This is a genomic window from Umezawaea sp. NPDC059074, assembly GCF_042738955.1.
Classification (GTDB): Bacteria; Actinomycetota; Actinomycetes; order Mycobacteriales; family Pseudonocardiaceae; genus Umezawaea.
This window is the reverse complement of record NZ_JBHYHC010000149.1, coordinates 1-21,416: the sequence shown is the minus strand read 5'-3', so window position 1 is coordinate 21,416 and position 21,416 is coordinate 1. Positions and strand designations below refer to the sequence as shown.

Sequence of the window (21,416 nt, the reverse complement as noted above, 5' to 3'; positions counted from 1 at the left end):
TGGGGCACTGCCTTTTGGCCCGATCAAGGGGCAAATCTAGGGGCCCCAAATCAAATCGGACACAGCACGCTGGAAGTCGAAGCCGCCGAGTGGGCGGGCTGGAAATCGAAGCCGCCGGGAGAAACCCCCTGACAGTCGAAACTGTCAGGGGGGACCGCCAAAACCAGCCCTAGTTAACGCACCGAACCCCATCAGCCGTGATGGGCGCTTCCCCAGCCGGCTGCACCGAGTGGGCCCCGTCCAACCCCACCGCAACCCCGGAAGCGAAGTTCTGCGCCCCAGGCCCCGAGTAGTCAGACCCCACGAACACCCGCACATGCCCCGCCTGCAAGTTGTTGTCCTGCTCGGTGTCCACCCCACCGCCGAGCGCCGTCACCACGGCGGCAGCGGCGTCGTCGCCGCCCTTGCCGAACTTCACCACCGATGCCTTCGTGTTCGACTCCGCGTTGGCCGCGTCGCCGGACACGAAACCCTTGGCCGTCAACGCCTGCAACACCTGACCCGCCAGGCCCGGCACGCCGGAGGCGTTGCGGACCTCCACGGTCACGGTGGCGTTGTCGAAGGGCTTCGCGGGGGTGGAAGGAGCGGTGGAGGCGCCGGGCTCCGCTGTCAGGTTCTTGACGAACTTCTTGACCTCGGACTCGTTGATCTCGATCGCCTGGCCGTCTTCCGGGGTTTCCAGCTCCGGGTTGCCGGTCGGGATCGTCTGGAACTCCATGGCGCCGCCGGACAGGCTCTTCATCTGGTTGGCGAAGTTCAGGATGTCCCAGTCCTTGTCCAGCACGATGGACTTGGTCACCGCGTTGATCAGGTTCTTCGTCTTGGTCTGGTCCGAGAGGACGCCTGCCGAGAGCATCTTCTTCGCCAGGCCCGCCATGAAGACCTGCTGGCGGACCACTCGGTCCAGGTCGCCGCGCAGGAGGCCGTGGCGTTGGCGGACGAACGCGAGCGCGTCCTTGCCCTCGATGGTTTGCGGGCCCGCCGCGAAGTTCGCGCCGGAGAAGTCGTCCTGGGTGGCCTCGGTGAGGCAGACGTCGACGCCGCCGACGGCCTTGGTGATGTCGTAGAAGCCGACCAGGTTGATCTCGGCGTAGTGGTCGATCGTGACGCCGGTGAGGTCCTGGATCGTCGCGATCAGGTTCTTCGCGCCCGCCATCTTCGACTGGAGCTCGATCTGCTGCGCGTCCAGGCCCTTGTTCTGCAGGTCGGCCGCCGCGTCGTTCTTGCCGTAGGCGAACGCGGAGTTGATCTTGTGCCTGCCGTAGCCGTTCGCGATCTTCACGTAGGAGTCGCGCGGGAACGACATCGCGACGGCTTTCTTCCCGTCGTTCGGGATGTGCATCAGGATCAGGGTGTCCGTGTTCAGACCGCCGTCGTCGCTGCCGCCGGCCTGCAACTCGTCCAGGATCTGCTGCGGCAGCGGGTTGCCCTTGGCGTCGGTGCGGCTGTCCATGCCGACCATCAGGATGTCGATCGCGCCGTCGGCGGGCTTCTCGCCGCCCGCGCCCGCGCCGATGACGTCCGTGGTCGTGAGGTTGTCGGTGAACGACTTCAGGTTCTGCCACGCGTAGCCGGTGCCCAGCAGCACCATCACCGACAGCATCGACAGGATGACCTTGCCGGTCGTCGACGCGCCGCTCTGCCTGCGCGGCGGCGGCGTGCGGCGGATCGGGGGGCGGGCCGCGGCGGGCCTGGGGCGCTCGACCGGCCTGGACGGGCGGGCGGGTTCGACCCGTTCGGTCGGGGCCGTCGCCGAGATCGGCTTGCGGACCGGGACCTCGGGGCGCGGGGGCACGCGGCGCGCGGCGGGCGGGTCGGCCGGGGTTCTGCGGGCAGGCGGAGGCTGACGCCTCGCCGGGTCCACCCGGCCGGGCTCTCCTTGAGGCCGGCGGGGCTGACCTGCGGCGGGACGACGAGGGGGCACCGGTCGGCCACGGGCATCGCCCGCGTCGCCCGGCCGTGGCGGCCGCTTGTCCACACCCATCTCCTACTCGTGAGCGCTGCTCCGACGGTCGCGCGGGTACGCCACAGTAGGACGCCCGTACGGTCCGCGAGGTTGCGCAAAGGGTGACACAGGCATGTTTCCGCCATGGTGATGCCGGGTCGGTCGGCTACCTGACCAGCGCAGTCCTCCGCGCGTCGCCTTTCGTAGACTGCGTGACGCCCCACACCCCCCATCCAAGGTTGTCACCGTGCTGACCATGCAGGACGCGCTCCTGGCGCTGACCAAGTACTGGACCGATCGCGGCTGCATCGTCGTGCAGCCCTTCAACACCGAGGTCGGTGCGGGCACGCTCAACCCGGCGACGGTGCTGCGGGTGCTCGGCCCCGAGCCGTGGCGGGTGGCCTACGTCGAGCCCAGCGTCCGGCCCGACGACGCGCGGTACGGCGAGAACCCGAACCGCCTCCAGACGCACACCCAGTTCCAGGTCATCCTCAAGCCCGACCCCGGCAACCCCCAGGAGCTGTACCTGGGCAGCCTGGAGGCGCTGGGCATCGACATCCGGGCGCACGACGTCCGCTTCGTCGAGGACAACTGGGCGTCGCCGGCGCTGGGCGCCTGGGGCCTGGGCTGGGAGGTGTGGCTGGACGGGTTGGAGATCACCCAGTTCACCTACTTCCAGCAGGCGGGCGGCCAGACGCTGGAGCCGGTGTCCGTCGAGGTCACGTACGGCATCGAGCGGATCATGATGGCGCTCCAGGGCGTCGACCACTTCAAGAAGATCGCGTACGCGCCCGGCATCTCCTACGGCGAGGCGTTCGGCCAGGCCGAGTACGAGATGAGCCGGTACTACCTGGACGACGCCGACGTCGAGGCCAACAAGCGCCTCTTCGAGGAGTACGCCACCGAGGCCAAGCGCCTGCTCGACCTGCGCCTCCCGGTGCCCGCGCACACCTACGTGCTCAAGTGCTCGCACACGTTCAACGTGCTCGACTCGCGCGGCGCGATCAGCACCACGGAGCGGGCCCGCGCGTTCGCCCGGATGCGCGGACTGGCCCGCGAGGTGTCCGGCCTGTGGGCCGAGCGCCGCGCCGAGCTGGGGCACCCGCTGGGCGTCGCCGAGACGCCCGCGCTGGCCGTGGCCCCGACGGAGTTCGCGACCGTCACCGAGCCCGCGACGCTGCTGTTCGAGATCGGCACGGAGGAGCTGCCCCCCGCCGAGGTGACCCGCACGGTCGCCGCCGTCCGCGCGGCCGTGACGGAGAAGCTGGCCGCCACCCGCCTAACCCACGGCGACGTCGAGGTGCACGGCACCCCGCGCCGGGTGGTCGTTCTGGTCGCGGACGTGTCGCCGCGCGAGCCGGACGCCGAGCGCACCGTGCGCGGGCCGAAGGTCGCCGCCGCGTTCGACGCGAACGGCGAGCCCACCAAGGCCGTGCAGGGCTTCGCCCGCGGCCAGAAGGTCGAGCTGTCCGAGCTGGGCCGGGTGGTCGAGAACGGCGTCGAGCACGTCGCGCTGGTCAAGACCGAGACCGGCCGCGGCGCGGTCGAGGTGCTCAGCGGGCTGCTGGCCGAGGTCGTCGGCGACCTGCGGTCCGAGAAGAACATGAAGTGGAACGACCCGAAGCTGTCGTTCACCCGCCCGATCCGCTGGCTGCTCGCGCTGCTGGGCGGGACGCCCGTGCCGATCGCCGTGTCGACGCTCCAGGCGGGCACGACGACCCGCGTGCACCGCACGGCCGCCGAGCCCGAGGTCACCGTGGCCGAGGCCGACGGCTACCTGGAGTTCCTCGCGGGCCACGGCATCGACGCCGACGCCTCCGCGCGCCAGGCGAAGATCGTCGCCGCCGCGACCGAGCTGGCGGCGTCCGTCGGCGGCACGGTCGACTTCACCGCCGAGGCGGGCGTGCTGGCCGAGGTGACGAACCTGGTCGAGTGGCCCACGCCGATCCTCGGCGGGTTCGAGGAGCGCTACCTCGACCTGCCCGGCGAGATCCTCACCACGGTCATGCGCAAGCACCAGCGGTACCTGCCGGTGCGAGGCGCGGACGGCAAGCTGCTGCCGCACTTCGTCGCCGTGGCCAACGGCACGATCGACGCCGACCGCGTGCGGTCCGGCAACGAGGCCGTGCTCCGCGCCCGGTACGAGGACGCCGCGTTCTTCTGGCGCGCGGACCTCAAGACGCCGCTGGAGGACATGAAGGCGGGCCTGGCGAAGCTGACGTTCGCCGACAAGCTCGGCTCCATGGCCGACCGCGCCGAGCGGATCGCCTCCCTGGCGGCCACGCTCGCGGGTCACATCGACCTCGGCGACGGCGAGGCCACGCTCAAGCGCGCGGGCGACCTGGCGAAGTTCGACCTCGGCTCGCAGATGGTCATCGAGCTGTCCAGCCTCGCGGGCACCATGGCCCGTGAGTACGCCCGGCACGCCGGGGAGACCCCCGAGGTCGCCCAGGCGCTGTTCGAGATGGAGCAGCCCCGGTCCGCCGGTGACCCGCTGCCCGCCTCGACGCCCGGCGCGCTCCTCGCGCTGGCGGACCGGTTCGACCTGCTCGCGGGCCTGTTCGGCATCGGGGCCAACCCGACCGGCAGCTCCGACCCGTTCGGCCTGCGCCGGGCCGCGCTGGGTGCCGTGAGCATCCTGCGGGCGTTCCCGGAGCTGCGGGCGATCACGCTGCCCGTGGCGCTGACCGCCGCGCGCGCCCAGCTCGGCCTGGACGTGCCGGAGGAGACCGTCGCCGCGGCCCGCGAGTTCGCCGTCCGCCGCTACGAGCAGGCCGTGCTCGACGCCGGGCACGACCACCGGTTCGTCAACGCGGTCCTGCCGCTCGCCGACGCCCCCGTGGTGGCCGACGAGACCCTCGCCCAGCTCACCGAATTGGCGGCCGACCCGGCGTTCGGCGAACTGGTGGCGGCGCTCCAGCGCGTGCGCCGGATCGTGCCCGCGGACACCGCGGCGGGTTACGACGCCTCCGCGCTGACCGAGCCCGCCGAGGTCGCGCTGCACCAGGCGTTCTCCGGTCTCGGTACGCGCCCGGACGGCCTGGCCGCGTTCGCCGCCGCCACGGCCGTGCTCACCGCCCCGATCAACACCTTCTTCGACGAGGTGCTGGTCATGGCGGAGGACCCGGCCGTGAAGGCCGCCCGACTGGGCCTGCTGGCCGCGATCCGCGACCACGCCGCCCCGGTGCTCGACTGGCAGGCGCTGGGCACCGCGCTCGCCTAGCCCGGATCCCTGGCGCGCGTCACGCCGTGACGCGCGCCAGGGCCGTCAGACCAGCCAGGCCACGGTCACCGCGAGCAGCAGCAGGACCCCGCCGAGGATGGTCAACGCGTACCCCCACACCGCCGCCGAGGGCTCCTTGCCCCGGTGGAACGGCTTCCACAGCAGGGCCACGGCGAGCGGCACCACGACCCCGCCCAGGAGCGTGCCGAAGAAGCCCACCTCGAGACCCGCGAGGTAGTCGTAGACCAGGGGTGGCGACCGCACGACCGGCATCGTGGCCAGCGCCGGCACGCCCCACACGCCGAGCACCCACGCCAGCCTGACCCGCGTCCTCGCCAGCAGGTCGTCGTAGTTGACCAGGAAGAACCCGGTCGCGGTCACGAGACCGCCCACCGGCAGCCACCCGGCGAGGACGGCCAGCGGCGGGACCGGCGCGACGAGGTCGCTGATCGCGGGGGCGATCCAGTTCCAGAACGCGGGCAGCAGCCCGATGAACGCGGCGATGCCCACGATCGTCCAGATCGTCACCTTCCGAGCGGACACCTCCTTCACCGCGGGCCTCGACGGCCGCCGGGCCCGCTCGGCCGCCCGGACCTCGCGCACGCGCTCCCGCCGCTGTTCCTTGCGCCGCCTCTTCTGGCCCGCTGACTTCGCCACGACGGGAATCCTACGAAGATCGGTCCCCGTGTGGTCCGGAACGGCCGAAGGGCCCCCCAGCGCGCCGGGAGGCCCTTCGGAACGGGTGTCCTAGAGGAAGTTGCCGCCGCGGGTGACCGCGCCGTAGGCGTCCACGATGCCGTAGCCGTAGAAGCCGTTGAACTTGGCGTCACCCTCGCAGGTGGCGTCGAACTCCGGGGAGCGGCCGACGTCCACGTACGAGACGGTCCGCGGGTTCGGGCAGGCCCGAGGGGTCGCGGTCTTGGTGAGGACCTTCTCGACCTTGTCCGGGTCCAGGGTCAGCGTGCCGGGGTGCTTCGGGTCGCGCTTGCCGTACTGGCTGACGATGAGCGCCGCGACGCCGGTGGCGTGCGGGGCGGCCATCGAGGTGCCCTGGAGGAACTGGTAGTAGCCGCAGACCCCGTCCTTGCAGTCCTTCTTCACGCCCGCCGCGAGGCCGTCGGGGGTGATCTCGCCGTTGGCGTCGATCGCGCCCTCGGCGAGGGCCACGTTCTTCGGGTAGGCCGAGAGGATCAGGTTCTCGTTGGTCCGGTACCAGTCGGTGCCGAGGCCGTCGCGGAAGTAGCCGCCGGGGGCCGCGACGGAGGCCTGCTCCAGGCCGTAGTTCGAGTAGTCGGCCTTGGCGGTCGACGGGCCGAGCGCGGACACGGAGATGACGTGGTCGCCCTCGGTCGGGAGGTTGAGGCAGGTGGCGTTGTCGACCGCGCGGTCACGGGCGTGGCCGGGCGGGTAGTTCGGGCTGGCGACGTCGGTCCGCGGCTTGCCGAGGTCCTCGTGGTTGTTGCCGCCCGCGCCGATCAGCGTGACGCCCTTGCGGTGCGCGTAGTTCAGCGCGCGCTGCACGGCGGCGATGATCGCCTTCTGCTCGATCTGCTCCTCCGGGCTGTCGGCCGGGTTCGCCTTGCAGTTCATGTACCAGGGGTCGACGTAGAACGACATGTTGATCACGTCGAGGCCGATGTCGGCGCCGTAGGTGAGGGCGTCGACGACGGGCTGGAGGAAGAACGAGCCCGCGTCCTGGCCGCCGCGGATGTTGACCAGCGACACGTTGGGCGCGACGCCGGAGACGCCGATGCCGTTGGCCGCCGCGCCGATCGTGCCCGCGACGTGCGTGCCGTGGCCGCCGTCGTCGTGGTTCGCCGGGTCGACGCAGCCGCGGAACTCGCACGGCCCGTCGAACACGCCGCCGTCGGAGTCGAACGGGATGTCGATCGTGAAGTTGCGGGACAGCGCGTTGTTGAAGTTCGGCGCGATGTCCGGGTGGGTGCCGTCGACGCCCGTGTCCAGGATGCCGACGTAGACGCGCTTGTCACCGGCCTGCTTGGCGCGCGCGATGTCGGAGCGGACCATCTTCAGGCCCCAGAGGTCGCCGTCGAGGGGGTCGAGGCCCGCGGTGGCGGCCTTGGTGCCCTTCGGGGAGGCGTTCGGCTTGGTGGTCTTGTTCTCCGACTCCACCTCCGCGCGCTTGACCTGCTCCTGCGTCACCTTCGGCTGCGCGGGGGAGTGGCCGACCGGCTTCACGTGGGCCGCGCCGAGCACGGCGTCGGAGGCCGACACCCGCTCGATGAACCCGGAGGCCGGGGCCTTCACCGTCAGCACGCCGACGGCGTCGTTCGTCCGGGTGATCTCGCCACCCGCGGCCCGGATGGCCTTCTCCGCCATGTCGCGGTTGCGGCCCTCCTCCAGGATCACCGTGTAGTCGGTGGTGCCCTGCTTCGCCGCCACGGCGGGAGCCCCGCCCGCCGCCTGCGTTCCCGTCGCGAGCAGCGCCACGGTGGTGGCCACCACCAGCGCCGAGGGAACGATCTTCCTAGTTCTCACCTGTGCCGTCTCCTCACACCCGAACCGTGTCGTCACCTCGACGAAGGCCCCCGATGCCCTGTCAAGGGCGACACACTGACACAGATGTGTGGTTCGCGTTAGGACCGTTGGTAGTACTCCTCCGCGAAACCCGAAGAAACGATCCGTAGTCGTTCACGTGCTCAGTGTGATGACAGTTCGTGGGAAAGTGGTACGGAGACGATCGGAAAAAGGTTCACGAGAGTGACCGGGATGTACCTTTTTCCTACCAGGGTGCACGTCGGGCTTGACGAACACGCCCTTGGCGTTATGAACTTTCGCATTCTCATATTTGGGGTCACAGACGACTTCAGTTGCAAGGGATTGGCGAATGCGAAGACTTGCACGTGCGGCCTCATGCGGTCTTTTGGTGCTGCTCGTCGCGTCCTGTGGCACGGCGACGGACGACAAGACCAGCTCGACCGGTCAGTCCAAGGCGAAGCCCACGGTCGGTGTGATCCTGCCCGACCGGACGTCGTCGTCGAGGTGGGAGGACCAGGACCGCCCCCTCCTCGCCCAGGCGCTGGGTTTCGCGGGCATCGAGCCCATCATCGAGAACGCCGACGGCGACGAGGCCAAGTTCGCGAGCCTCGCCGACGACATGATCCGGCGCGGCGTGAAGGTGCTGATGACCACGCCGTTGAGCCCCGAGGGCGGCGCCGCCGTCGAGCGCAAGGCGCAGGCGGCGAAGATCCCGGTCATCAACTACGACCGCGTGACCCTCGGCGGCACGGCCGAGTTCTACGTGTCGTTCGACAACATCGCGGTGGGCGAGCTCCAGGCCGAGGGCCTGCTGTCCTGCCTCGGTGACAAGCAGGGCGGCCAGATCATCGAGATCCAGGGCGCCCCGACGGACAACAACGCCACGCTGTTCGCCGACGGTCAGCGCCGCAAGATGGGCGCGAAGTACGACTCCGGCGCGTTGAAGCTGGTCAAGAGCGAAGCCATCGACAAGTGGGACCCGGTCATCGGCAAGGCCAAGTTCGAGCAGATCCTCGACGGCAACGGCGACAAGGTCGACGGCGTCATCGCCGCCAACGACGGCCTCGCGGGCGCGGTGATCGAGGTGCTCAAGGCCAAGAACCTCAAGGTGCCCGTGACCGGCCAGGACGCCACGCTGGAGGGCCTGCAGGCCATCCTGCGCGGTGAGCAGTGCATGACGGTCTACAAGCCCATCCGCGACGAGGCGGAGGCGGCCGCGCGGCTGGCCATCGCCATCGCCAAGGGCGACAACGAGGGCGCGGACGACCTCGCCACCGGCAACACCAGGGACCTGGTGGCCAAGCGCGACGTGAAGTCGGTGCTCCTGGGCGCCGATCTGATCACCAAGCCGACCGTGCGCCGACTGGTCGCGGAAGGCGTCGTGAAGTCCGCGGAACTGTGCGTGAACGATCTTGTCGCCATCTGCACGGCGAACAACATCGTTATCAATTAATCGGGCGGCGATTGCTCCGGTGAAAGCCGGGGCAATCGCCACTTAATCCGGTAGGTCGTGGCGCCCGGAGATGAACTCCTGGAACCTGATCTTCATCCGGATGAGGGGTTGCCGCACCCGCGCTTCCCTTCGGTAGGCGCGGCGGAGTTTGCGGGAATCGTCCGCGTAGCGCCACCGCGCCCACGGCGAGCCGGGGCGGGCGAGCCGAATCGCCCCGATCTCCGGGAGCACGGGCACCAGCAGCCCCAGCAGGCCGGTCCAGATCTTGCCCTTCAGCAGCGAGACGATCGCGAAGCCGATGTTCACCAGGATGGCGAGCAGCCGCAGCAGCACGGCCTCGCGCCCGGTCTGGCCGGGCGTCAGGAAGTCGTCGTAGCCCAGCGGGCGCGCGCCCACCAGCAGCAGGCCCGTCATGCCGATCGCCAGGAACACCGCGTCGACCGACAGGCGGCCGTTCTTGGTCCAGTAGACGTCCCTCAGGTGCAGGATGAGCGCGAACTCGTCCAGCACCAGCGCCGCGCCCACGCCGAGCAGCGCGGCCGCGCCCAGCCGCAGCCAGTGCACGTCGTCCGGCGCCGCCAGCCCCGCCACACCGCCCACGAGCATGAAGACCGTGCCGAACACCACGTGGTGGATGTGCGTGCCGCCGGGCGTGATGTTGCCCGGCCACCAGCGGACCTTGGCGCGGATCAGCCGGACGCTGATCCGGATCAGCACGAACGTGACGACGAGCCCGACGAAGAAGAACAGCAGCCGCTCGCTGCCGGAGCTGACCAGGTCGGAACCCGTCGACTGCGACAGGGGGACGGACACTGGTGGTGATCCCTTCCGGCTCGCACTGGTGATCTGGACATTACGCCCACGCGTGCGGAGTCCGGTCGGTTCCGGTCGGTGCGGTGCCCACTCTTCACCGGGCGTTTCCCGGCCGAGGTCCTACTTGTTGAAGGTCACCGCTCCCTCGACCTTGCCCGCCTGCAGGACGTTGGCGCCCGCGGCGTTGGTGACCTGGTTGGCGATGTGGCCGGTCTGCGTCGCGGTGGTCTGCGACCTGGTCCACTCGCCCCGCAGCGCCTCGCCGAACCCTGGGTCCTGGCGTTCGGCCTCGGCCAGCACGTCGCCCAGCCGCTCGGCCTCGGGGGAGCCCTCGCCCGCCTGCTCGGCCGCCTCCAGCGCCGCGGTCGCCACCGGGTCGTCCGAGAACTTCGCCTTCACCAGCTCGTAGAGGCCCGCGACGGCCTTGGTGACGACGGCGGTGGCGATGGAGAGCAGGACCGGTTCGGGCATGGGTGCGTGCTCCTCGGGCTCGGGTGGTGGAGGGGGCCTCGACGCGGTGATCTCGGCTTTCCCGGACCTCGCGGAGTGACCACGGCCGGTCCGAGCGTAGCAGCAGGCCATGATCGAAAAATCTCGGCTCGACTTGCGCCCGTCGCGCGTGGTTGACTGTCCGAGGTCGTAAAAAGTTTCTGTGTTCGTGTTTGACCACGCTCGCGGAACGACGTTGCGGGCGCGAAGCTTTCCTCCGGGTCAGGCGGGAGTTGCCGCAACTGCGACTTCGGTCCCAGCGCACCTGTTAGAGGAGAAGTAGCAAGATGGCTGTAGAAGGCACCGTGAAGTGGTTCAACTCGGAGAAGGGCTTCGGCTTCATCTCCCCGGACAACGGTGGCGCCGACGTGTTCGTGCACTACTCGGAGATCCAGACCAGCGGCTACCGCAGCCTGGAGGAGAACCAGCGCGTGGAGTTCGAGATCGGACAGGGCCAGAAGGGCCCGCAGGCCCAGTCTGTTCGTCCGCTCGGCTGATCCGAGTCTCCTGACTCATCGAGTCCTCGGACTCGCGAGAGCCGCCAGCCCCGTGTCGGGGGCGGGCGGCTCTCGCTTTTCCGTCACCGATCCGACGTCTTGGCGCTGTACCGTCGAGATCGGGATCCTGGCCCGCCGAGGGAGGTGTGACGTGCGCTCTCTTCGTGCTGTCGCGGTGCTGTTCCTCCTCTTGGCCCTCACCCCGCCCGCTCACGCCGCCACCGGCACGTACCTCCGGCTGGCCCACCTGGCGCCCGGCACCGGCGGGGTGGACATCACCGTGGTGCCCGCCGCCGGGACGGTCGTGCGGACCACCGGCGTGGACTACGGCGACCTCCTGGACTACCGGCGGGTCGAGCCGGGCAACTACACGGTCGAGTGGCGTCCGCTGGGCGCCGACCCGACGTCGAAGCCGCTCCTCAGCACGACCGTGAACGCCGGGCAGGGCAAGGCGTACACCGTGGCCGGGCTGGGCAACACCGACCGGCTGACGCTCAAGGTGCTCGACGACGACATCACCCTTCCGGGTGGCGGCAAGGCCCGGATCAGGGTGATCAACGCCGCTCCCCGCGCGACCACGGTCGACCTGCTGCGGGACAGCACGGCGATCGTGAAGCAGGCCGTGTACTCCGAGCCGACGCTGTACGCCGCGATCGACCCGGCGACGACCACGTTGCAGGTCGTGCCGCGCGGGGCGGACCCCGTGAGCGTCACGGCGACCATCGAGCCGGGCGGCGTCTACACCGTCGTGGTGCTGGAGCTGGACGGCAAGCTGACCGCCTCGATCCGGGCCGACGCGAAGTCCTCCGAGGTCGTGCCCGGCGGCGGCCAGGAGACCGGGTTCGGCGGCATGGCCGACGGCAAGGGCTCGACCGAGTGGCCGGTGGTGCCGTTCGCGGCCGTGCTGGTGTGCGCGGCGATCCTGTGGTCCCGCCGCGATCGGTTCGCGCGATGAGCAAGGGCAAGGTCTTCCTCGGGATCGGCGTGCTGGTGCTGGCCGCCTACGCGGTGAAGCCGGGAGCCGACGAGCCGGTCGCGCCCCGGCCGGTGAGCCTGCGCATCCCGGCGATCGCCGTGGACAACGTGGTCACCAAGACCGCGATCGACGACAAGACCGGCGTGCTCGTGCCGCCGGACCGGGCGGACGTGCTCGGCTGGTTCGCCGACGGCGTCGCGCCCGGCGACGCGGGTCCCGCGGTGATCGCGGGCCACGTGGACTCCAAGACCGGGCCCGGCGTGTTCTTCCGGCTCGTCGACCTCAAGCCGGGAGACCAGGTGTTCGTGGACCGCGCGGACGGCAGCGCCGTGACGTTCGTGGTGGACAAGACGTACTCGGTCGACAAGACGGCGTTCCCGACCGACCTGGTCTACGGGCCGACGCCCGCCTCCGAACTGCGGCTGGTGACCTGCGGCGGCACGTTCGACCACGCGGCGAGCAGCTACCGCGACAACGTGATCGTCGAGGCCGTGCTGGCCGGGACCTGAAACCGTTGACCGGTCTTGATCGGGAGCGTTAGCCTCGGGTTCCATGCGTTGGACAACGTTGTCGGTAGTGGTCCTGCTGCTGGTCACGGGCTGTTCGGGCGGTGAGTCGTCGGTGCCGGGAGGCACCCCGTCGGCGATCGACCAGCTGGTGGCGAAAGCGCCCGTCGCGGCGAACGTTCCCGCGGGCTCCACGATGGCCCGCATCAAGGAGCGCGGTGAGCTGCTGATCGGCGGCTCGCTGGACGCGCCCCTGCTGTCCTTGCAGAACCCCGGCACCGGCGAGCTGACCGGCTTCGACGCCGACCTCGGCAAGCTGCTGGCGAAGTACCTCGTCGGAGAGCCGAAGACGAAGCTGGTCACCTCGACGTCCGAGACCCGCGAACCCCTGCTGGCCAACGGGACGGTGGACGTGATCCTCCAGACGTACACGATCACGCCACAACGGGCGGAGCGCGTCGCGTTCGCCGGGCCCTACTACGAGTCCGGCCAGACCATCGCCGTCCGGCGCGGCACCACGGGCATCGCGAAACCGGCGGACCTGGCCGGGCGCAAGGTCGTCGTGGGCGCGAACACCCCCGCCATCGCGGCTGTCAAGGCCGCCGCCCCGACCGCCGAGCTCGTCGAGTTCGGCTCCGACCCCGAGTGCCTGACCGCGCTGCGGCAGGGACGTGGTGAGGCGTACGTGCAGGACCAGGCGCTGCTCATCGCCGACGCCTCGCAGGACAACGAGCTGGAGATCGTCGGCGAGCCGTTCACCAAGGACCCGTACGGCATCGGGATCAAGCACGGCGACGAGCAGTTCAAGCAGTTCGTGAACGACTGGCTGCGCGAGATCCAGAAGTCCGGGCTGTGGCAGGACGTCTGGCGCAACTCCATCGGCACGGTGGTGAGCGGCCCGCCGCCGTCGCCGCCGGTGATCGGCTCCGCGCAGGGCTCGTGAGCCACCTCCCGGCGCTCGTCGACGGCTTCCTGACGACGCTCGCGCTCGTCGCGCTGTCGTTCACCGGGGCGTTCGCGGTCGGGCTCGTGGTCGTGGTGCTGCGGGTCGGGCCGCTGCGGGTGCTGCGGTTCGCGGGCACCGCCTACGTGGAGGCGTTCCAGAACGTCCCGCTGCTGGTGTGGCTGGTGCTGTTCGTGTTCGGCCTGCCCGAGGTCGGCGTGCGGTTCCCGCTGTTCGCCACGGCCGTCGTGGTGATCTCGCTGTACGAGGCCGCGTACGTGGCCGAGGCGCTGCGGTCCGGCGTGAACACCGTCGCCCACGGCCAGGGCGAGGCCGCGCGGGCGTTGGGGCTGACGTTCGGCCAGTCGTTGCGGCACGTCGTCGTCCCGCAGGCCGCCCGCCGGGTGGTGCAGCCCCTGGGCAACATCGGGATCGCGTTGACCATGAACACGTCGTTGGCGGCGGTCGCGGGCGTGGTCGAGCTGACCGCGTCGGCCAACCGGGTCAACCTCGTGGAGGCGTTGCCCATCCCCATCTTCGTGGGGGCCGGGCTCTGCTACGCGCTGCTGGCGGCCGGGATCGGCGGGCTCGCGGGCGTGCTGGAGCGGAGGTTGGCGACGTGATGTTCGACCCACCAGGTCCGCGCGGCCGTCGGCGGAGCCGGATCGCCACGACCGCCGTCGTGCTGGTGGCGGCGGCGCTGGTCGCGATCGCCGTGCGGCGGTTCGACGCGGCGGGCCAGCTCGACCCGGCGAAGTGGCGGCCGTTCTTGACCTGGCCGGTGTGGCGGTACCTGTTGACCGGGCTGGGGGCGACCGCGCTCGCGGCGGGGGCGGTGTTCCTGCTGGCCTCGGTCGCGGGGCTGGGGCTGGCGTTCGGCCGGATGTCGAGGTTCCCCTGGCCCTTCCGCGCGTACGTCGAGGTCGTGCGCACGATCCCCGTGCTGCTGCTGATCTACGTGGTGCTGTTCGTGCTGCCGGGCTACGGGCTGGACCTACCGCTGTTCTGGAAGCTGGTGCTGCCGCTGGCGGTGTCGCACGCCGCGCAGTTCGCCGAGGTGTTCCGCGCGGGCGTGCTGGCGGTGGACCGCGGCCAGGGCGAGGCGGGCGCGTCGCTCGGGCTGACGTCCGCGCAGACCATGCGGCACGTGGTGCTGCCGCAGGCGGTCCGGCACGTGCTGCCGTCGTTGGTGAGCCAGACCGTGGGGCTGCTGAAGGACACGGCGCTGGGGTACGTGGTGAGCTACCTGGAGCTGCTGCAGAGCGGCCGGGTGCTGGCCAACTACACCCACCTGCTGATCCAGACGTTCCTCGTGGTGGCGCTGGTCTACCTCGTGGTCAACGGTTCGCTGTCCAAGCTCGCCCGCCACCTGGAGGCTCGAAGTGCACGTTCCGCTCGCTGAGGTCACGAGGTCCGGGTTCGTCGAGAGCAGGCACTTCGGCAGCGTCGTCGGCCTCGACCCGTCCGGCTCTGTGGCGCTGAGCCGCGGCCCGGTCGACGACCAAGTGCTGCCGAGGTCGACCGCGAAACCGTTCCAGGCGTTGGCGTGCCTCGCCGCCGGAGCCCCGTTGAGCGGGCCCGCGCTGGCCATCGCGGCGGGCAGCCACACCGGCCAGGACCGGCACGTGGAGGTGGTGGAGAAGATCCTGCGCGAGGCGGACCTGACCGCGGACGCGTTGCGCTGCCCGGAGTCGTGGCCGGAGGACGAGCCGACCCGCGACGCGCTGATCCGGGCGGGGGAGAAGCCGACGCGGATCAGGATGAACTGCTCCGGCAAGCACGCCGGGATGCTCGCGGGCTGCGTCTCGTCCGGCTGGAGCGTCGACGACTACCTCGACCCCGCGCACCCGTTCCAGGCGCTCGTGCGGGCGGGCGTGGAGGGGCTGGCGGGGGAGACGTCCGCGCACACCGCGGTCGACGGGTGCGGCGCGCCGCTGTTCTCGGTGACGTTGGTGGGGCTGGCGCGGGCGATCCGCGGCCTGGCGGACACGCCGGTGGCCGACGCGATGCGCGCGCACCCGGAGTACGTGGGCGGGGCCGGGCACGTGAACACCGAGGTCATGCGGCTGCTGCCGGGCGTGGTGGCCAAGGGCGGCGCGGAGGGCGTGCTGGTGCTGGCGACCGCGGAGGGGCACGCGGTGGCGGTGAAGGTGATCGACGGCAGCCCGCGCGCCACGACGGCGATCGGGCTGGCGGCGTTGCGGGAGCTGGGGTTCGACGTCTCGGCCGCCGCCGAGCACCTGAGCGTGCCGGTGCTCGGCGGCGGCCGGGAGGTCGGGAGGATCGCGCCGGTCTAGGGGCGGGTCTCGTACGCGCCGGACAGGCCCTTGACCCGCTCCCACACCCGGCCGAACCGGGTGGCGTCGACGACGGGCTTGCGGACCTGGCCCAACGCCCACGCCTGCTGCGCGTCGGTCGAGGAAGCCTTGCCGTGCAAGGCGACCGCGTAGCCGGAGAAGTCGCGGACCAGCACGTCGAAGACCTGGTCGAGGACGTCCCGGTCGGTGCCCGTCAGCTCGGCCTGCTCCAGGATCAGCTGGCCGTAGACCACGAGCGTGAACAGGTGGCCGAGGTTCAGCAGGAAGTCCAGGTCCTTCTGCTGGTCGGCGTCCGGCGCGGCCGTGGTGAGCAGCGCCTTCAACGCCGCCGCCTGCTCGTGGAAGCGCGCGACGTTGGGCACGTCGGCGAACGCGCGGTAGGGGACTTCCCAGTCGGTGAACCGGATCTGCCCCAGACCGCGGGCCGGGCCCTGGCGGAAGAAGAACTCGTCGTCCGCCGCGTCGTGGCGGGTCGGGACTGCCGGGTACTCGGTCGGGTTGAACAGGTAGTTCGGCATGAACTTGAGCACCAGCGCCAGGTTCACGTGCACCGTGCCCTCGAGCTTGGGCAGGGCGCGGATGTCGCGGGCCGCGCGGGCGAAGTAGGTGTCCTTCTCGAACCCCTTGGCCGCGATCACGTCCCACAGCAGGTCGATCACCTGCTCGCCCTCGCTGGTCACCTTCATCTTGGTGATGGGGTTGAACAGCAGGTAGCGGCGGTCCTCCGGCGAGGCCGAGCGGAAGTAGTCCACCGCGCGGTCGGAGAACAGCTTCATCGCGACCAGCCGCGCGTAGGCGTCGACGAAGCTCTGCCGCACGTGCGGGAAGTCCGTGACCGGGTTGCCGTAGAGGATCCGGTTGTGGGCGTGGGTGATGGCCTCGTAGAACGCGTGCTCGCTGATGCCGATCGACGCCGTGCACAGGTTGAACTTGCCGACGTTGACCGTGTTCAGGGCGGCGCTGAACGCGTCGGAGCCGCTGTGCAGCAGGTCGTCGGCCGAGATCGGGTAGTCCTCCAGGCGGAACTCGCTGACGAACATCTGCGAGTCGACGACGTTCTGCACCAGGTGGAAGTGCTCGTCCTGGCTGTCGACGGCGAAGAACACGTACCCGTCGGGGCCGTCGACGTCGGCGCGGCGGCCGAACACCGACACCATGCCCGCCACGTTGCCGTTGCCGATGTAGTACTTGCCGCCGTTCGCCCGGAACGTCCCGTCGCCGCTCGGCGTGAGGATCATGTCCGTGGAGTAGACGTCCGCGCCGTGCTCCTTCTCCGACAGGCCGAACGCGAACACCGCGCCGTCGTCGAGGAGGGCCGCCGCGCGCTCGCGGGCCACGGCGTTGTCGCTCATCCAGATCGGGCCGAGGCCGAGGATCGTGACCTGCCAGGCGTACCAGTACTGGAGGCCGTAGAAGCCCAGGACCTCGCTGAGCGCGGCGTTGCGGGCGGCGTCCCAGCGCTTGTCCGGGTTGCCGTCGGCGTTCGCCGCGGGCGTCTGGAACGTCGCGAACAGCTTCTCGCGCTTCACGAAGTCGAGGAACTCGGTGTACCAGACCCGCTCCTGGTCGTCCTTGGTCAGCTGCCGCTTCCCGCGGTTCTCGAACCAGTCGATCGTCGCCCGCAGCAGCCGTCCGCTCTCCTCGTCGAGGTGCTTGGGGTCGTAGCTGTTGGGGTCGAACAGCGAGTCCGCCACCGTGGCTCCCTTCGGGTCATGTCCGCTCAGCCGCACGCTACCAGCCGGTAACTTGTGCGGCCTGGCCTCGGGGAGGGGAATTTCGCCCACCCCCGGCGTAGCGTGCCTGGGGTCACACTCGGGAGGTGCGGTAGCCGCATGAGAGTCGTAGTCCTGGTTCCCGGCGCGCTCAGATCAGCCGTCGACGGCACCGCCAAGCTGGAGGTGGAGGTTCCCGACTCCGCCACCCTGGGAGCGACCCTGGACGCGCTGGCGGCCCGCTACCCGTCGCTGGACCGCAGGCTGCGCGACGAGCGGTCGGCCCTGCGCCGGTACGTCAACTTCTACGTCGACGGCGAGGAGTGCCGCCGCCTGGCGGGCACGGAGACGGTGCTGCACGACGGGTGCGAGGTCCAGGTGCTGCCGTCGGTGGCCGGGGGCTAGTCCGTTCCCCGCACCATGGCCCGGTACGCCGGGCGCAGCAGGTCGACGACCTTGCGCTTGCGCACCACGAGCGGCAGGGGGTCGAGCTGGTCCAGCAGCACGTCCGGGTGCTCGGAGACGACGAGGTCCGGCACCGGCACCGCGGCCACCACCGGTCGTTCCCAGTAGTGGTCGAGGCAGTCCTCCAGCGGGACGACGACGTCCGCCCGCCGCTCCCGCACCTGGAGGGACCCGCGCAGCTCCCGCAGGTTCTCCAGCAGGTCCTCCCGGTCCCGGCCGCGCCACGCGAGGATCTCGAACGGGTCGGTGTCGAACGACTCGGCCAGCAGGTAGCAGGTCGCGGCCAGGTGCTTGCACGGCACCTGCCAGTCCGGGCACGTGCAGTCCATCGACAGTTCCCGCATGGTCTCCGGGAACAGCGTCAGCCCCAGTTCGGTGAAGACCTCCTCGATCTCCTCCGGCATCTCCCCGGCGAGCAGCTTGGCCGCGAAGATCGCCTGCCCGGCCAGCGCCCGCTCGATCCGCCGCCACTCCTCGTCGTTGAACTTCTTCACGCCGATCCGCGCCCGGTAGGGGTTCGGCTGCGCGCCCGCGATCAACGCCACGACCATGCTGCTCGACAGCGACAGCGAGATCACCTGCCCGGTGCGCGCGTACGCCCGCCCGCGCTCCAGCCGACTGGCCATCCCGAACGACTCCAGCACCGCGATGAACCGCCGCGACCACCACGTCTGCGCGATCTCGCCGCGCTTGCTGCGCAACGTGAGCCCGCCCGCGACCCGGATCGGGTGCGAGGAGGGCTTGGGAACGCCGTGCCACTCAATCACCGACGGCCTCCGGGGCGAGGGTGAACAGTTCGCGCAGCTGCCCGGTGGACAGCTCGGTCAGCCAGTTCTCGCCCGCGCCGACGACGAGCTGCGCGAGCGACCGCTTGTCCTCGATCATCAGGTCGATCTTCTCCTCGAGCGTGCCGATGCAGACGAACTTCCGCACCTGCACGGGGTTGCGCTGCCCGATCCGGAACGCGCGGTCGGTCGCCTGGTCCTCCACGGCGGGGTTCCACCAGCGGTCCAGGTGGATCACGTGGTTGGCGGCGGTGAGGTTGAGACCGGTGCCGCCCGCCTTGAGCGACAGCACGAAGATCGACGGCCCGGTTGCGGACTGGAAGCGCTCGACCATCCGGTCGCGGGCGCCCTTGGACGTGCCGCCGTGCAGGAACAGGACTTCCGTGTCGAACCTCGCGGCCAGGTGCGGGACGATCATCGAGCCGAACCGGGTGAACTGGGTGAAGCACAACGCCTTGTCGCCGTCGGCCAGCACCTCCTCGAGGACCTCCTCCAGCCGGTCGAGCTTGCCGGAGCGGCCCGCCACCCGTGACCCGTCGCCGAGCAGCTGCGCGGGGTGGTTGCACACCTGCTTGAGCTTCGACATCGCGGCGATCACGATCCCCTTGCGCTGCAAGCCCTCCGCGTCTTCGATGCGCGCGAGCATGTCGTTCACCACGGCCCGGTACAGCGTCGCCTGCTCGGAGGTGAGCGTGCAGAGCTGCTTCATCTCCAGCTTGTCCGGCAGGTCGTCGATGATCCGCGGGTCGGTCTTGAGGCGCCGCAGCACGAACGGGCCGGTGATCCGGCGCAGCCGCACGGCCGCTTCCTCGTCGCGGTAGCGCTCGATCGGCACCGCGAACCGCGCCCGGAACGTGTTCACCGACGCGAGGATGCCGGGGTTCGCGAAGTCCATGATGGACCAGAGCTCGGCCAGCCGGTTCTCCACCGGCGTCCCGGTCAGCGCGAGCCGGTGCCGCGCGGGCAGCCCGCGGACCGCGCGCGACACCCGCGTGGCGCTGTTCTTGATGTTCTGCGCCTCGTCCAGCACGACCCGGTCCCACTCGACCTCGGCCAGCCGCAGCGCGTCCCGCGTCGCGATGGCGTACGTCGTGATCACCAGGTCGTGGTCGGCGATGGCGTCGCGCAACTCCTTGCCGGACAACCGGTCCGCGCCGTGGTGCACGTGGACGGTCAGACCGGGAGTGAACCGCGCGGCCTCGCGCTGCCAGTTGCCGACCACGGACATCGGGCACACGACCAGCGTCGGCGGCCGCTTCCCGTCCTGCCGCTTCCACGCCTCCAACGCGAGGAGCTGCACGGTCTTGCCGAGCCCCATGTCGTCGGCGAGGCACCCGCCGAGCCCCAGCTCGTCCAGGAACACCAGCCACGCCAACCCGCGCAGCTGGTACGGCCGCAGCGTCGCGTGCAGCCCGGCGGGCGGCTCGACGAGGTCGATCCGCTGCTCGGCCTGCCCCGACAGCAGGTCGCCGAGCCAGCCGTCACCGTCCACGCCGGTGATCGGCAGCGGCAGCTTGTCGTCCTCCTGCCACAGCACCTGCGCCGCGGGCATCCGCCCGGTGCCCCCGCGCTTGAGGAACGCCAGCCCGGCGATCAACCGCTGCCGGTCCACGTGCACCCACTGCCCGCGCACCTTGACCAGCGGCATCTTCGCCGCCGCCAACTCGGCCAGCTCCTCCTCGGTCAACCGGTCGTCGCCGAGCGCCAAGTCCCACCGGTAGTCCACTAGCGCCTTCAGCCCGAGCTTGCTCTCCGACTCCACCCCGCCCGGCACACCGCGCGTCCCGGACGTCGTCGTGAGCTTGAGCCCCAACGTCCGCGGCTCGCGCCACCACGTCGGCAACAACACCCCGAACCCCGCCTGCGCCAGCACGGCGGCCCGCGACAGGAACTCGTACGCGCCGAACGCGTCCAGCTCCACCTTCGTCGGATGCCGCTCCCGCAACACCTCGTCCAGCTCGGGGTACAGCCGCGCCGCCCGCCCGAGATCCGCCAGCAGCAGCTCCTGCGGGTGGTCGACCCACCGCCACAGCACCCCGTCGTCCCGCCACACCTGCTCGGCCAGCACCACCACGGACGGCTCGTCCACGGCCTGCACCAGGAACTCCAACAGCCACGACTCGTTCGCGAACCCGCCCTGGTCCGGCGAACTCAACCGGAAGCACAACCGAACCGGCCGATCCTGCTCCACACCGGCCCGCCACTTGGCGAGCTCCTCCCGCAACGGCGCCAGCTCACTGTCATCCGCCTCGAACACAGGCTCCCCGACCAACGCCCGCAACCACAGGTCAACGGGAGTCCGCCCCTTGGTCAACGACACGGACCCACCGAGCGCCGCCCGAACCCCGTTGTCCACCAACGTGGTCAACACGCTCCGCAGAAGCACCTCCGGCGACCCGACCCCGTCAACTCCCCGACACGCGGGCGGCATGGAATCCCGCAACGCCACGAACCGCATCGAATCCACCCCGGACAACGCGGGCACCCACCGCGCCACCGGACTGTGCGCGTCAACGGACGGCAACACCCGCCCCCGACCCACCAGCTCCCGCGCAAACGCCGCAACTTCCCCCAAATACCGCACGGAAGCCCCAGTCCGAAACCCCTCAACCCCGTCCGGCACCCCATCCACGAACACGACGGGCACCACCCACTTCCGCAACTTCACAGCCCCCCGAGGCACCCGCCCCCCACCATCGGGTGCCGGAGTTCCGGGAGATCGCCGAGCCGGTCGACGCGGCCGAGCTGCTCGACAAGTTCGGTGCCGTCGTCCTCAAACCCGTCCTGGGCGC

At 70.6% G+C, this 21,416-nt stretch carries 18 protein-coding genes; 10 read left to right on the top strand and 8 right to left on the bottom strand.

Features of this window, described 5'->3' with window-relative positions:
• Window positions 1-169: 169 nt before the first annotated feature.
• Window positions 170-1,864: an LCP family protein gene (locus ACFWW9_RS39560; protein ID WP_390387732.1), complete on the bottom strand. Its 1,695-nt coding sequence runs from the start codon at window positions 1,862-1,864 to the stop codon at window positions 170-172.
• Window positions 1,865-2,201: 337 nt separating this feature from the next.
• Between ACFWW9_RS39560 and ACFWW9_RS39555 the strand changes: the two genes are divergently transcribed.
• Window positions 2,202-5,168 carry a glycine--tRNA ligase gene (locus tag ACFWW9_RS39555; RefSeq protein ID WP_390387733.1) on the top strand — a complete coding sequence of 989 codons (2,967 nt, stop codon included), beginning with the start codon at window positions 2,202-2,204 and terminating at the stop codon, window positions 5,166-5,168.
• A 45-nt stretch (window positions 5,169-5,213) separates the two neighbouring features.
• Here ACFWW9_RS39555 and ACFWW9_RS39550 read toward each other — a convergent pair whose 3' ends face one another.
• Window positions 5,214-5,825: a hypothetical protein gene (locus tag ACFWW9_RS39550; protein WP_390387730.1), complete on the bottom strand. Its 612-nt coding sequence runs from the start codon at window positions 5,823-5,825 to the stop codon at window positions 5,214-5,216.
• A gap of 90 nt (window positions 5,826-5,915) precedes the next feature.
• Window positions 5,916-7,667: a S8 family serine peptidase gene (locus ACFWW9_RS39545; RefSeq protein WP_390387728.1), complete on the bottom strand. Its 1,752-nt coding sequence runs from the start codon at window positions 7,665-7,667 to the stop codon at window positions 5,916-5,918.
• A 349-nt stretch (window positions 7,668-8,016) separates the two neighbouring features.
• Between ACFWW9_RS39545 and ACFWW9_RS39540 the strand changes: the two genes are divergently transcribed.
• A complete protein-coding gene (locus tag ACFWW9_RS39540) occupies window positions 8,017-9,120 on the top strand; it encodes a sugar ABC transporter substrate-binding protein (RefSeq protein ID WP_390387727.1) in 1,104 nt (367 codons plus the stop codon).
• Between the two features lie 42 nt (window positions 9,121-9,162).
• Here the strand turns inward: ACFWW9_RS39540 and ACFWW9_RS39535 are convergent, their stop codons facing one another.
• The gene (locus ACFWW9_RS39535) at window positions 9,163-9,933 is read right to left on the bottom strand and encodes a hypothetical protein (RefSeq protein ID WP_390387726.1); all 771 of its coding nucleotides are present in this window, start codon (window positions 9,931-9,933) and stop codon (window positions 9,163-9,165) included.
• Between the two features lie 120 nt (window positions 9,934-10,053).
• On the bottom strand, window positions 10,054-10,404 hold the full coding sequence (locus ACFWW9_RS39530) for a hypothetical protein (protein WP_390387725.1): 351 nt from the start codon (window positions 10,402-10,404) through the stop codon (window positions 10,054-10,056).
• Window positions 10,405-10,709: 305 nt separating this feature from the next.
• Here ACFWW9_RS39530 and ACFWW9_RS39525 point away from each other — a divergent pair, with 305 nt between their 5' ends.
• From ACFWW9_RS39525 to ACFWW9_RS39495, 7 genes are all read left to right on the top strand, one after another.
• On the top strand, window positions 10,710-10,919 hold the full coding sequence (locus ACFWW9_RS39525; protein WP_106192998.1) for a cold-shock protein: 210 nt from the start codon (window positions 10,710-10,712) through the stop codon (window positions 10,917-10,919).
• 151 nt (window positions 10,920-11,070) lie between these two features.
• Window positions 11,071-11,874 (top strand): DUF4397 domain-containing protein, encoded by an 804-nt coding sequence (locus ACFWW9_RS39520; protein WP_390387724.1) that lies wholly within the window; start codon window positions 11,071-11,073, stop codon window positions 11,872-11,874.
• Window positions 11,871-12,404, top strand: coding sequence for a class F sortase (locus ACFWW9_RS39515; protein ID WP_390387723.1), 534 nt, complete (start codon window positions 11,871-11,873; stop codon window positions 12,402-12,404). Before ACFWW9_RS39520 ends, ACFWW9_RS39515 begins: the two co-directional genes overlap by 4 nt.
• Before the next feature lie 43 nt (window positions 12,405-12,447).
• Window positions 12,448-13,344, top strand: coding sequence for a glutamate ABC transporter substrate-binding protein (locus ACFWW9_RS39510; RefSeq protein WP_390387722.1), 897 nt, complete (start codon window positions 12,448-12,450; stop codon window positions 13,342-13,344).
• On the top strand, window positions 13,341-13,967 hold the full coding sequence (locus tag ACFWW9_RS39505) for an amino acid ABC transporter permease (RefSeq protein ID WP_390387721.1): 627 nt from the start codon (window positions 13,341-13,343) through the stop codon (window positions 13,965-13,967). The genes ACFWW9_RS39510 and ACFWW9_RS39505 overlap by 4 nt, the downstream gene beginning before the upstream one ends.
• Window positions 13,967-14,746 carry an amino acid ABC transporter permease gene (locus ACFWW9_RS39500; RefSeq protein ID WP_390387720.1) on the top strand — a complete coding sequence of 260 codons (780 nt, stop codon included), beginning with the start codon at window positions 13,967-13,969 and terminating at the stop codon, window positions 14,744-14,746. Before ACFWW9_RS39505 ends, ACFWW9_RS39500 begins: the two co-directional genes overlap by 1 nt.
• Window positions 14,727-15,641 (top strand): asparaginase, encoded by a 915-nt coding sequence (locus ACFWW9_RS39495; RefSeq protein WP_390387719.1) that lies wholly within the window; start codon window positions 14,727-14,729, stop codon window positions 15,639-15,641. Before ACFWW9_RS39500 ends, ACFWW9_RS39495 begins: the two co-directional genes overlap by 20 nt.
• On the opposite strand, the gene ACFWW9_RS39490 is transcribed toward ACFWW9_RS39495, so the two are convergent.
• Window positions 15,638-17,356 (bottom strand): acyl-CoA dehydrogenase, encoded by a 1,719-nt coding sequence (locus ACFWW9_RS39490; RefSeq protein ID WP_390387717.1) that lies wholly within the window; start codon window positions 17,354-17,356, stop codon window positions 15,638-15,640. The two genes, ACFWW9_RS39495 and ACFWW9_RS39490, sit on opposite strands and share 4 nt — an antisense overlap.
• 138 nt (window positions 17,357-17,494) lie before the next feature.
• On the opposite strand from ACFWW9_RS39490, the gene ACFWW9_RS39485 reads away from it, so the two are divergent.
• Window positions 17,495-17,779 (top strand): ubiquitin-like small modifier protein 1, encoded by a 285-nt coding sequence (locus tag ACFWW9_RS39485; RefSeq protein ID WP_390387716.1) that lies wholly within the window; start codon window positions 17,495-17,497, stop codon window positions 17,777-17,779.
• Here the strand turns inward: ACFWW9_RS39485 and ACFWW9_RS39480 are convergent.
• On the bottom strand, window positions 17,776-18,606 hold the full coding sequence (locus ACFWW9_RS39480) for an SWIM zinc finger family protein (RefSeq protein WP_390387715.1): 831 nt from the start codon (window positions 18,604-18,606) through the stop codon (window positions 17,776-17,778). The genes ACFWW9_RS39485 and ACFWW9_RS39480 overlap by 4 nt on opposite strands.
• Window positions 18,599-20,995, bottom strand: a complete 2,397-nt coding sequence (locus ACFWW9_RS39475) for a DEAD/DEAH box helicase (protein WP_390387713.1) — start codon at window positions 20,993-20,995, stop codon at window positions 18,599-18,601. The genes ACFWW9_RS39480 and ACFWW9_RS39475 overlap by 8 nt, the downstream gene beginning before the upstream one ends.
• Window positions 20,996-21,416 lie beyond the last annotated feature (421 nt).